Annotated in this window: 12 protein-coding genes; 7 read left to right on the top strand and 5 right to left on the bottom strand. The window is 37.7% G+C overall.

Translation table 11 applies throughout. The features are described from left to right. Window positions 1–6: 6 nt before the first annotated feature. From MCBB_RS07140 to MCBB_RS07130, 3 genes are read left to right on the top strand one after another with little or no spacing between them, the layout of a single operon-like run. A complete protein-coding gene (locus MCBB_RS07140) occupies window positions 7–2,223 on the top strand; it encodes an STT3 domain-containing protein (protein ID WP_071907117.1) in 2,217 nt (738 codons plus the stop codon). A 16-nt stretch (window positions 2,224–2,239) separates the two neighbouring features. Next, window positions 2,240–4,483, top strand: coding sequence for an STT3 domain-containing protein (locus tag MCBB_RS07135; protein WP_071907116.1), 2,244 nt, complete (start codon window positions 2,240–2,242; stop codon window positions 4,481–4,483). Window positions 4,484–4,523: 40 nt separating this feature from the next. Beyond that, window positions 4,524–6,764, top strand: a complete 2,241-nt coding sequence (locus tag MCBB_RS07130) for an STT3 domain-containing protein (RefSeq protein ID WP_071907115.1) — start codon at window positions 4,524–4,526, stop codon at window positions 6,762–6,764. Between the two features lie 115 nt (window positions 6,765–6,879). On the opposite strand, the gene MCBB_RS07125 is transcribed toward MCBB_RS07130, so the two are convergent. The 4 genes from MCBB_RS07125 to MCBB_RS07110 all read right to left on the bottom strand — a co-directional run bounded on the left by MCBB_RS07125 (window position 6,880) and on the right by MCBB_RS07110 (window position 7,936). Next, entirely contained in the window at window positions 6,880–7,053 is a 174-nt protein-coding gene (locus MCBB_RS07125) for a class III signal peptide-containing protein (protein WP_071907113.1), read from the bottom strand. 42 nt (window positions 7,054–7,095) lie between these two features. Further along, a complete protein-coding gene (locus MCBB_RS07120; RefSeq protein ID WP_071907114.1) occupies window positions 7,096–7,272 on the bottom strand; it encodes a class III signal peptide-containing protein in 177 nt (58 codons plus the stop codon). Between the two features lie 271 nt (window positions 7,273–7,543). Then, window positions 7,544–7,717: a class III signal peptide-containing protein gene (locus tag MCBB_RS07115; protein WP_071907113.1), complete on the bottom strand. Its 174-nt coding sequence runs from the start codon at window positions 7,715–7,717 to the stop codon at window positions 7,544–7,546. A 42-nt stretch (window positions 7,718–7,759) separates the two neighbouring features. After that, on the bottom strand, window positions 7,760–7,936 hold the full coding sequence (locus MCBB_RS07110) for a Flp family type IVb pilin (RefSeq protein ID WP_071907112.1): 177 nt from the start codon (window positions 7,934–7,936) through the stop codon (window positions 7,760–7,762). Between the two features lie 227 nt (window positions 7,937–8,163). Between MCBB_RS07110 and MCBB_RS07105 the strand changes: the two genes are divergently transcribed. Next, window positions 8,164–8,727, top strand: coding sequence for a hypothetical protein (locus MCBB_RS07105; protein ID WP_071907111.1), 564 nt, complete (start codon window positions 8,164–8,166; stop codon window positions 8,725–8,727). Window positions 8,728–8,831: 104 nt separating this feature from the next. Here the strand turns inward: MCBB_RS07105 and MCBB_RS07100 are convergent, their stop codons facing one another. Beyond that, window positions 8,832–9,023: a class III signal peptide-containing protein gene (locus tag MCBB_RS07100; RefSeq protein ID WP_071907110.1), complete on the bottom strand. Its 192-nt coding sequence runs from the start codon at window positions 9,021–9,023 to the stop codon at window positions 8,832–8,834. A 217-nt stretch (window positions 9,024–9,240) separates the two neighbouring features. Between MCBB_RS07100 and MCBB_RS07095 the strand changes: the two genes are divergently transcribed. Genes MCBB_RS07095 through MCBB_RS07085 form a run of 3 tightly spaced genes read left to right on the top strand, consistent with a single transcriptional unit; the run spans window position 9,241 to window position 12,518 of the window. Beyond that, entirely contained in the window at window positions 9,241–10,401 is a 1,161-nt protein-coding gene (locus MCBB_RS07095) for a UDP-N-acetylglucosamine--N-acetylmuramyl-(pentapeptide) pyrophosphoryl-undecaprenol N-acetylglucosamine transferase (protein WP_071907109.1), read from the top strand. Between the two features lie 39 nt (window positions 10,402–10,440). Beyond that, window positions 10,441–11,823: a hypothetical protein gene (locus MCBB_RS07090; RefSeq protein ID WP_071907108.1), complete on the top strand. Its 1,383-nt coding sequence runs from the start codon at window positions 10,441–10,443 to the stop codon at window positions 11,821–11,823. Beyond that, window positions 11,820–12,518: a metal-dependent hydrolase gene (locus MCBB_RS07085; protein WP_071907107.1), complete on the top strand. Its 699-nt coding sequence runs from the start codon at window positions 11,820–11,822 to the stop codon at window positions 12,516–12,518. Before MCBB_RS07090 ends, MCBB_RS07085 begins: the two co-directional genes overlap by 4 nt. Window positions 12,519–12,529 lie beyond the last annotated feature (11 nt).

The raw sequence follows: 12,529 nt of genomic DNA, 5'->3' as shown, positions 1-12,529 counted from the left end.
GGTTAAATGTTTAAAAGGCAAACTGTTCTGATCTTTGTAATTATCTTGATCATATTCTCGCTTGGATTTAGTCTTAGACTGGAATCAACCAACTTATCTGGGATTCCAACTGATGAAAAGGTTTACTATCAAGATCAAAATGGCCTTCCCTACATGTACGACATGGACTCCTACTACAACTACAGACTAACTAAAAACTACCTAAACCATGGCTATTTGGGAGATACTAAAGTAAATGGTACTGAATGGGATTTTCATTCCTATGCTCCATCTGGAGTTCCAATGGATTATCCTCCACTCATAGTTTACTTAACTGCATTCATATACAAATTTTTTAATCTGTTTGCAGATGTGCCTTTGATGGTAATTTGCTTCTGGCTGCCGGCATTTATCGCACCTATTGGTGGTGTGGTTGCTTATTTGTTTGTCAGGAGGTTTACAAATGAATACGGTGCTGTTGCTGCAGGAGTACTAACTGTAATAGCACCTTTTTATTTTATGAGGACTGTTCCTGGCTGGTTTGACACGGACATGTTCAACTTAATATTTCCACTCCTAATCGTCTGGTTTTTTGTGGAAGCCCTGAAGAGTAAAGACATTAAAATGAAGGGCATTTTTGCATCATTATCAGCATTTTTCATGGTCCTTTTTGCAATGGCATGGAACGGCTGGCAATACCTATTTTACGTCCTTGTTTTATTCAGTATTTTTTACGGATTGTTCCGCAAGGTTAGGGGAAAAAACGTTAAAAATTTTTTGTTGGTTGCCTTAACATTTTTCCCAATTTCAGCAGTGTTAATATACATTTTCACAGGATTTTTCAATGTTTTAAATTTTATTTTAGGTCCTAAGGAACTTCTAAGTATTTTCAGTACCAATGGGCTATGGGCACCATGGCCTGATGTTTATGTATTGATATCTGAGCTTCAACCTCCTTCAGCAGTCGATTTAGTCTCAGGAGTTGGCCCTGCAGTATTTATTCTGGGCATTATTGGAATTCTGGTCATTTCAATGGTTTTAAGAAGTAAAAAACTCCATGAAAATTACCTGAATCAGTTGAACTGGGCTGTGTTCTCACTCCTTGTTTTGTGGACTGTAACCGGATTTTTAACACTTATAAAAGGTATTAGATTCTTATTAATGGTTATTCCACCTTTAACAATAATTACTGGACTTTGCATTGGTTTTTGTGCAGATTTTCTAGAGATTCACAGCAAAAAAAATTTTAAACGTTTTGCAATGATTTTTATATTGATCTTAATAACTTTACCTTCGGTTGTGGTAATAAATGATAATCTTTCCAGCTTAACTCCCCGTATGAATGATGATATGTGGAATGCAGGAGTCTGGATCCACAACAACACACAAAACGATACTGTGGTTGTAGCCAGCTGGATGTACGGCCACTTCTTCACGGCTATATCGGACCGTCCAACATCCATCGATGGAAGATTAGCTTACGTTGAAACCATGCCCGTTCGAGATTATGATGTTGCATTTACATTTGGAGATAAATCTCCAAGCACATCGAGGGAGTACTGGATAGACAAAGCCTACACAACCGACAATGAAACCTTGGCACTGGGTATTTTAAGGATGATCACCACAACTGGTGATGCAGGCTACTTAAATTTGGATAATTACACCCAAAACACTACAAAAACCATTGAAATATTAAATAACATATTGGGTGTTGATAAAAATACTGCAAAAAACCTGCTCATTGAAAATTATGGCCTAAAACCTGATCAAGCAGATAATGTTTTAAGATATACTCATCCCAACAACCCACGTCCATTTGTAATTGTAACTGATAATTCCATGATAAACAAAGGTTACTGGACCTTTTATTTTGGTTCTTGGGACTTCAATAAGTTAAGTGGTAACTGTACCTACTCCTACGGAACCATCCATGAAACTGGTAATATTTTAACTACAGATGATGGAATCACAATGGACCTGCAAACTGGTAATTTAACCTGGAACAACCATGTACCCTACTCAGTTACAGTGGTTTCTAAGGGTACCCTTAAAAATGATTATCTTGATAAAAACAGTGATTTCTGTGTGATTATTAACAGAGATACCAATAGATCCGTTGTTTTGGACAGGCAGTACGAAAATTCATTGTTCTCAAGACTGGTTGTGGAAAAGCAGGATACCAAATATTTTAAAGCTGTTTATGAAAATAACAATGTAATAGTCTGGGAATCTAAATACTGATTATTAGGGGAGCACAATGTCCAAAAAGAAATTAGCAATTACAATTACAATAATTTCCATAATATTCCTAGTTGGATTTATTTTGAGGGTGGAATCAACTCACCTTTATGGAATTTCCTCTGATGAAAAGGCATACTACCAGGATCAAAATGGCCTTCCCTACATGTACGAACCAGATTCCTACTACAACTACAGGCTGACCAAGAACTACCTGGAACATGGGTACATGGGGGATGTTAAAGTGAATGGTACTGAATGGGATTTTCATTCCTACGCCCCATCAGGGGTTCCAATGGATTACCCTCCCCTCATAGTTTATCTTGCAGCATTAATTTATAAATTCATAAATCTTTTTGCATCTGTTCCCCTTTTGGTTGTCTGTTTTTGGCTGCCAGCCTTCATGGGTCCACTTGCAGGGGTAGTGGCTTATCTATTCGTTAAAAAGTACACCAACAATTATGGGGCAGCAGCCGCAGGTATTCTAGCAGTCACAGCTCCATTATACTTCTTCAGAACTGTCCCTGGATGGTTCGACACCGACATGTTCAATGTGTTTTTCCCAATTCTTGTCACATGGCTCTTCGTTGAAGCAGTAACCCTTAAAAAAATCAAGAATCAGATCGTACTTGCAATTTCAGCTGCATTTGCAATGTTTCTGTTTGCACTCGCATGGAACGGTTGGCAGTACCAATTCTACATACTCGTGTTATTCACATCTCTTTACATTTTATGGGGAAAAATAAGGGGTATGAATGTTAAAAATTGTTTTTATGTTCTTTTAACATTTTTTGCAGTTACAACCTTGTTGGTGGGAGTTTTTGCAGGATTTTTAGATTTAATAAACCTTTTTGAAAGTCCAGTAACTCTAATTGGGATGAAGAGTGGGCAGGGACTCTGGGCACCGTGGCCTAATGTTTACGTCTCCGTTTCAGAACTTGGAAAACCTTCCTTTTATGAGGTGGTTTCTCAAGTGGGAATGACCTTTTTCATGTCTATTCTAGGTTTTTTATGGATGTTGAGAATTTTAATGAATAAAAAGTTTAAAAAACAGTATCTAAGTAAGATGTCCAATTTTATCTATTTATTATTGCTCTTTTGGACTTTAATGGGTGCAATAGCCCTTCAACAAGGTTACAGATTCATAATGCTTTTGATACCTCCAATGGTATTAAGTTCAGGAATTCTTGTTGGAATAATCGTTGAATATTCGAAAATCCTTAAAAAAAGTGAAAGATTCCCTATTTTTAAGGATAAAACCTACTTGTTCCATGTTTTAGCATTGTTGATCCTGTTTGTGGTATCCATCACTTCAGTAGTTCTTGTCTTTAATAATTTTGATGTATTGACTCCGGTTCCTAATGATGATATGTGGGATTCTGCAGTTTGGATCAATAACAATACATCTAATGACACGATCATTATTTCAAACTGGGGTTATGGACATGTTTTCACAGCTATTGCTGATCGTCCTGTTTCCTTTGATGGGAGAACAGCCTACATTGAAACTCTGCCCTTAAGGCAATTTGACAGTTCTTATAAATTTGGAAGTGAATCTCCAAGTACCTCACGGGAATGCTGGATAGATCATGCCTTTGCAACAGATAATCAAACACTTTCTGTTGGCATATTCCGGATGATAACTACAAGCGGAGATATGGCTTATATAACCTTGGATAAATACACAAAAAATACAACCCAGAGTGTTGAAATATTAAACAGCATACTTGGAGTTAATGAAGAAACAGCAAGATCGATACTCATAAACAATTACAGTTTAAATGAAAAACAGGCCGATGATATACTTCAATACACCCATCCAATTCATCCACGACCTTTTGTAATTGTAACCTCGTTAACAGATTTGAATAGAGGAGTTGCCATATTTAAATTTGGAAACTGGAACTTCAATGAAGCTAAAGAAGGTAACTGCATCTACTCAACAGGCAACTTTCTTATAAAAGGAAACACTTTAAATTCAGATAACGGAGTTGCTATGAACCTTAAAACAGGGGACGTAAAATGGAATGGAAAACATCCATATTCACTAATCTCAGTTGAGAATGGCACCCTAAAAAAACAAAAAATAGATAAAAGCAGTGAATTTTCTATTGCAGTATTATGGAATAGAAATAGGACTGTTGTTATTGACAAAACTCTTGAAAATTCCATGTTCATGAAATTATGGGTTGAAAACAGTAACGAAACAATATTTAAACCTATCTATAGAAAAGGTGCAGTTACTGTATGGCAATACAAATAAAAACATGCAGATATTCAATTAAATAACTCAGAGGATACGTATGTCAAAAAAGGAGCTACTAATAATTTTTTTCTCTTTATTCATAATCTTTGCCTTAGGTTTCACCCTCAGGGTAGAATCAGTTCATTTAACTGGTATTCCATCAAATGAGAAGGCCTACTATCAAGATCAAAACGATCTTCCCTACATGTACGATATGGACTCCTACTACAACTACAGGTTGACAAAGAACTACCTCAACCATGGTTATTTAGGAGACACAAAAGTAAATGGTACTGAATGGGATTTTCATTCCTATGCTCCATCAGGCGTTCCAATGGATTACCCTCCATTCCTAGTTTACCTCACTGCATTCATCTACAAATTCATAAACCTGTTTACAGCTGTACCTCTTTTATCAGTCTGTTTCTGGTTGCCTGCATTCTTCGCCCCACTTGCAGGGGTGGTTGCATATCTATTCACACGCAGGTTCACAAACAACTACGGTGCATTTGCTGCAGGAATACTAACGGTTGCAGCACCATTTTATTTCATAAGAACAGTACCTGCATGGTTTGACACAGACATGTTCAACGTTTTCTTCCCCCTTCTTGTAACGTGGCTTTTTATTGAAGCAGTTCAAAGTGAAGATAGAAGGCTGAGGATGTTGTACTCAGTTCTTGCAGCGTTTTCCATGTTGATCTTTTCAATGGCATGGAATGGATGGCAGTACCAATTTTATATACTGATAGTATTCTCAGTAGTTTACACAGTTTGGAGAAGATTGAAAGGGGAACCTGTTAAGGACTTTATTACCATATTCGGTATTTTTTCAATTCTAACCCTTCTAATGGTTGGTTTAGTAACCGGATTTTTAAATGTTATTAAGTTCTTCATGGGTCCCATTGAGCTTATTGGTTTATCAAGTGCTCAGGGCCCATGGGCCCCATGGCCAGATATATACATGTCAGTATCAGAACTTGGAATTCCATCATTCTCTGAAGTAGTGACGGGAGTGGGTATTTCATTCCTTGTTGGTATCTTCGGATTTTTCTGGATACCAAGGGTTCTACTGGATAAAAAACTTAAAGAACAATTTTTAAGTAGAATGACATGGTTCTTTTATTTGTTATTAGTATCATGGACAGTTGTGGGATTTTTTTCACTTACAAAGGGTGCAAGATTTATAATACTCCTCATACCCCCACTCGTTATAAGCTCAGGGATAATGGTGGGTCTGGCAGTTGACTATCTGTCCTTACTTAAAAAAAGTGAACGTTTCAACTTATTACAAAGAAATAAAACGTATATAACCCTAATTTCCCTGTGCATAGTGCTGCTTCTTACCCTACCTGCAGTTTTCAACACCTGTGAAACCATGAAAATATTACAACCCCTTGCAAATGATGATATTTGGAATGCAGCAACCTGGATAAACAGTAACACTCCTAACGATACAGTTATAATTACAGATTGGAGTTATGGGCATTTATTTTCTGGAGTAGCGGATCGTCCTGTTGTTTTTGATGGGAGAACTGCTTACGTTGAAACATTGCCTTCAAGGCAGTTTGACCGCGCATATCCATATGGAAGCAAATCTCCAAGTACTTCAAGAGAATACTGGATATCCCGGGCTTTTTCAACAACCAATGAAAGTTTATCATACGGTATCTTTAGAATGATTGCAACAAGTGGTGACATGGGTTATATAACACTGGACAAGTACACCAAGAACACTACAGAGAGTGCTGAAATTCTTAATAACATCTTAGGGCTTGATAAAAACTCTGCAAAGAATGTACTGATGGATGAATACAACCTGAGTGATGAATCTGCAGAAGATGTTTTGAATTACACACATCCCAACAACCCAAGACACTTCGTTGTTGTGAACGTTGATCTAAAGGGATCATGGTACTTCAAGTTTGGAACATGGGATTTCAGTAAGATGCAGATTGGAAATTACACGTATTCACATGGAAACTTGAATGCATCACGAAATTATTTTACAAGTGATGGTAATTTAACCCTGGACCCTAAAACTGGTGCTGTGACTTGGAATAATCAAACACCGTACTGTGTGATCACCATAAAGAATGGAATGATTGATAAACATTACTTAAACAAAAATAGTAACATGTGTGTTTTACTTCAGATGGACATTAAGAAGTACGCAGTTATGGACAAAAAATTTGAAAATTCAGTTTTCACAAAGCTGGTGGTTGAAAGGAGTAATTCCACTTATTTCAAGTCTATCTATGAGAATGATGATGTTTCGGTGTGGGCACCTAAATCCAGTTAAAAAACAACAAATTCTCAAATTAAATCTTTTTTTTTCATTAAATGATAAAATGAGTTTTTTTTAGAAATAGAATATATAAAAAATATTTTAAAAAGAAAAAGTTTTGTGGAAGTTTTTACATTTTTCCGATGGCGCTGTTTCTTGCAGTGTTCACAACGTCTGTTATGTTTCCTGCAACTGAATTTGATATGCTGAATATGTATTGTCCCGCTACGATTACGATTACGAGTATGGCGCCTATGAGTAGTATCATTTCGGCGCTTATTTGTGCTTTTTCATCGGATAACATGAACTTCCACGTTTTAGTAAATTTTTATGTTTAGGCCTTTATTCATCCGCTTGTTGCGCATGCTCTTACTTGTTGTGTGTCCTGAGCAGAGTTAAGGTTCATGTTACTGAAGTACTGTTTGTATATAAGGAGTGCAATTATAGCTATAACGATTACTCCACCAAACAATAAAATATATTCTGCTGCTCCCTGTCCTGCTTCGTCTTTAACAAAGTTCATATTTTTTACCTCCCTGAAAATTGACAATAGTCTTTATATTTTAATCTCATATATATTTTTTTTAAGATTAAAGGGTAATAGAAACATTCAAAGCTTTATTAAGACTATTCCGTGATTTAGGTGTAGTATATATCTAAAAATAATTAATAATAGTTAATTGTTCTTTTTGTTGATCTTAGATCCTATAAAAAAGTAGTTTAAATTTTTTTTATTAAGAAAAATAAGTATTCCTATGCTAATATTTTAAAAAGAAAAAGTTTTGTGGAAGTTTTTACATTTTTCCGATGGCGCTGTTTCTTGCAGTGTTCACAACGTCTGTTATGTTTCCTGCAACTGAATTTGATATGCTGAATATGTATTGTCCCGCTACGATTACGATTACGAGTATGGCGCCTATGAGTAGTATCATTTCGGCGCTTATTTGTGCTTTTTCATCGGATAACATGAACTTCCACGTTTTAGTAAATTTTTATGTTTAGACCTTTATTCATACGCTTGTTGCGCATGCTCTTACTTGTGCTGTGTCCTGAGCAGAGTTAAGGTTCATTTTCTGGAAGTACTGTTTGTATATAAGGAGTGCAACTATAGCTATAACGATTACTCCACCAAACAATAAAATGTATTCTGCTGCTCCCTGTCCTGCTTCGTCTTTAACAAAGTTCATATTTTTTACCTCCCTTAGTATAACTAACATGTTCTTTTATAATAGTAGTCCTATATATATTTTGTTCTTTGGAATTCCTCATATTTCTGCGTTATGACTCATTTCAATCTATATCCTCGAGAAGATGTGTGATAAAGAGTCATAACTCTCTTTTCACTCACTCAATCTTAATTTATATATAGTGTGTTGTGCATATTATCACATAAAAAAGATAAAGTGTAATTCATATGCCTAAAAATTATAATCTAAAAGAATTGATCCTCCAGCTTTTAAGTGATGGGGAACTATCCAAAAAGGAGCTTATGACGGAGATCAGAAGGGAATCTGACAATCCTGTATCTGATAAAACCATAAACGAATCCCTCATGACTCTTTTGAAGGATGAGAAGATATACATAATCGGCTACGATTTTGATGTCTACGAAGGTGTGAAGAGGATACAATCCATAAGACCCGAAGGAGTTATCTTCGGAAAGTTGAAGAAGGACTTCGTTGAAATAGACAACTTAATCAAACAACTGGAAAGCTCTGATGTGGATGAGGTTAAGGAATCCTCCTACAAACTTAAAAGGTTGTTTAGAAAGAAACTGGAATTAGTTAAAAATGAGGAACTTTCAAAACTCATTGACGAGGATGTGGACAGTCTCTTCAACAGAACCCTTTACTACATAAACACCCAGAAGGAAGAGCAGAAGAGGATCTTAAAGAACAAGTTTGCCTGGAGTTTGAGTACAGGTAAGGGTTCTAATAAACTCTTTGAGGATATCATAAAGTACACAGTATCCCATTGATCCTGTTAATCAAATAATGAAAAATGTCTTTTTTTCAAAGAATAAAAGGATTAAAATCATGTTAAATGGCTAAAATAAAAGATTTAATCCTTTACCAAATAAAATTAGCCACTTTTTGTACAAGCTCGAACAGTATTAAGGTCATCTCCTGCATTAAAAGGAACTCCCTTTTTGAAATACTCTTTGTACATCAGAAGTGCCATTATCGATATAACAATTACTCCACCAAACAACAAAAGGTATTCTGCTGCGCCCTGTCCACTTTCATCCCCTAAAATGGTCCTATTTACTATCATATCCCAAACCCCTTAACGATACAACAACCTGATTTCTACAATATTATTTATACTGTTATTTATATGATTAAATCTAAACCTCATAGTAATTATACTTTTATATAGATATCCATTCATAGAGTTCTTTTAGACATCTACAAAAGTATCACAGGATTGTATGTCAAAGTATCGTGTTTCACCATACCATCAAGGATGTCAGTTAGGGAGGTTCAGTTTCATGAAGGTACTCATCATACCGTGCGGCATAGGCATGGGTCATGCCTCAAGATGCACAGCAATTGCAGAAAAGCTCATGGAAAAGGGGGTTGAAGTTCTCTTTGCAAGCTACGGCTCCGGCTATGAGATGCTCAAGGAATACAGGAAGTATGAAACTGTGAAACTCCCGGATCTGAAGTTCTACGGTGGGGAGGGAGAACTGGATATCAAGGACACTGCAAAGAAATCCATAGACACCCCATTCATATTCCTTAAGAGCATATACAGTGAATCAAAGGTTATAAAGGATTTTAAACCTGATATAATTGTGGCAGATTCCCATTACTCAGTTCCAATAACAGCCAAGGTACTTGGAGTACCCTGTGTGCTGGTGGCAAACGAGCTGACCTTCAACTTCTCTGACATCTACCCCCAGGACAAGACAGTGGAGTACCTTGAAAACGGACTTGAAAGATTCATAAAGGATGTTTCACGACTCTGCAGGGCAATAATCGTGCCTGATGTTCCCGAGTCAATTAAAATACCGGCTAAAATAGAGGATAAGGTGTTTCATGTGGGTCCACTTCTCAAGGAGGATCCAGCCCATATTCCAGGTAAAGATGAACTCAGAAGGAAGTTCGGCTTCAATGAGGAGGATAAAATCGTTCTCGTGACTGTGGGTGGCAGTGAATTTGGACTGGGACTCCTGAAGATCGTCTGCAGGGCATGGGATCTCATGGACTGTGACAGGATCATCATGGTAACAGGGCCCCAGATATCCCAGGATTTCATACCTGACTGTGATAAGATACTTAAGAAGACCTTCCTTGAAGATATGATGGAATGGATGAAGCTTTCAGATATTGTGATAAGTCTTGCAGGCCACACAACCTCAATGGAGATAACAGCACTGGGCATTCCCAACATCATAGTTCCAATAGACAACCATCCAGAACAGCTGAAAAATGCAGCACACGTTAAAAAATATGGAATATCACTTATAAGGGACATGAAGGAGTTGACTCCTGAGGGAATTGCAGACGATGTTAACAGACTCCTGAGGGATGAAAACTTGAAGGTTAGGGCAGAAAAAACCATCCAAACATTCTCAAGGTACAGTGGAACTGAGGATTCAGTGGAGATCATAATGGAACATGCCCGTGATAATGGGGAACCTTTATAAATCCAAAGGGCATAGGTAATATCATATTGGAGGTATAAGATGATCAATTTACTCGTTACAGTTTTTGGGGGGCTGTTGGCTGTTGGTGGACTTTATTTAATGTACCTAGGATTTGCAACACCACCAAGTTTTCTATTTTTCTTTGCTGGACTTTGTTGTTTTGTTTTAGGATTCCTTATTGTGATAATGTTCGCCAGCAGAGTAAATCTTTCAAAACCCAAAAAACAGGCAACCCCAAGAAAAGCTCCTGTAAAAAAACCGGAAAAGCTGTTTAAAGACCAAGACAAAAAGGTAGTTCTTGAAGAGATAACCAAAAACATCAAAACTGAAAGCCCTAAAAAACCTTCGCCAGTGAAACCTAAACCTGCAGTAAAACCTATAACTGCAGACAAGCCTGCTGCTAAAGCTAAACCTGATGTTAAACCCAAGGCTGCAGACAAGCCTGAGGTTAAACCTAAACCTGCAGTGAGGAAACCAATAAAACCAGCTAAAAAGGCTAAACCTGAAGAAAGGGCAGACCCATCAAATCAGCCCTACATGAAGCGGGCTGCAGAGGCATCTAAAACCAAGGAAGCAATGGAAAAAACAGGTGACCCTGCATTTAAACCAGTCAAGCATGCTAAAAAAGATACAGAAGTACCTGGGCCAGTACCTGTTAAAAAATCTTCAGAGGCACCTAAAACGGAAGTGGGTAAAATAAAACCTGTACCTAAGATGGATAAAGTTAAACCAACACCAAAACCTCAGGTTAAACCTAAATCTGTAGTTAAACCACAGGTTAAATCGGTACCTGCCAAGAACCTGAAACCCCACAAATCAAGGATCCACAGATCAAAGAAGGAAGAAGAGGATGATGAATTTGTTAAAAACAGGCTCAACCGTTTGAAACAGAATTACATCCAGAATGCAAAGGATCTTGAAAGTCTCATTGATGAGAGACTGGATTCCTTCAAGGGCACCCTTGACCAGTTAAAATCTGAATCCCAGGAACCCAGCATCATCTGGTCCTTCGATGCCAGTGATGTTCAGGATGCACTGAAGGAAACCATCTCCAAATCTGAAAAGAGGATACTGATGATGTACCCCTGGGTCAGGAACATAGATGTTTCTGTTTTAAAGAAGTTCATGGACACAGAAAGCAGGATGATCATCCAGGAAGCAAGTCTTGATGACGAAACATCTGTGGAACTCATAAAACTCCTCCTGGACAACGATGTCAGCATAAGAACCATGCCCCACGTGCACACAGTTGCAGTTGTCTCAGATGAATCAAATGGTCTCATAATCTCCACAGACCCTATCTATGAAAGCTTTGAGGTTGGAGTTGTCTACAAGGACCAGAAATCCATAGAAGAAATCGAAAGACTCTTTGAAGATGCCTGGAGCATTTCAAAGAACATAAACCTGGAGAAAAAACAATGATGATACGGTGGCTTGGACACTCTGCATTCCAGATCGTAACTGACAACAACCTGAAAATACTCGTGGATCCCTTCATAAGCAACAACCCCTCATGTTTTGTGGAGGTTGAAGAACTGAAGGCAGATATCATCTGTGTTACACACGGCCATGCAGATCACTTCGGAGATACCATGGAACTTGCAAACAGAACAGGTGCACTGGTGGTCTGCAACCATGAAGTATCCATCTACCTATCCAAACAGGGCTTTGAAACCCTTGGAATGAACATAGGTGGAACAGTTGAGGTTGAGGACATCAAGATAACCATGGTCAACGCAGAACACTCCTCAGATATGGACTTCATAGAGGAGGTCTGTGCAGGTGGAAGTGCAGCAGGATTTATAATAGAACTTGAAAATGGCAGGAAGATCTACCATGCAGGGGACACAGGAATCTTCTCAGATATGAAGGCAGTTATAAACCACATATACAGTCCAGACATAGCCATGCTACCTATAGGTGACAGATACACAATGGGGCCATTTGAAGCAGCAATAGCTGCAGAATGGTTGAATCCAGAGGTGATCCTTCCAATGCACTACAACACCTACCCTGCAATTGAACAAAACCCCCTAGAATTCACGGACATGGTCCGTTCATCCAATCCAAAGGTTAAGGTTGTAACACTTCAACCCGGTGAAAGCTACCAAGAGTGATAAAGTGATAA

It is taken from the genome of Methanobacterium congolense (assembly GCF_900095295.1).
GTDB lineage: Archaea > Methanobacteriota > Methanobacteria > Methanobacteriales > Methanobacteriaceae > Methanobacterium_C > Methanobacterium_C congolense.
Note: the sequence above shows the minus strand (reverse complement) of the source record. Positions and strands in the feature narration are given on the sequence as shown.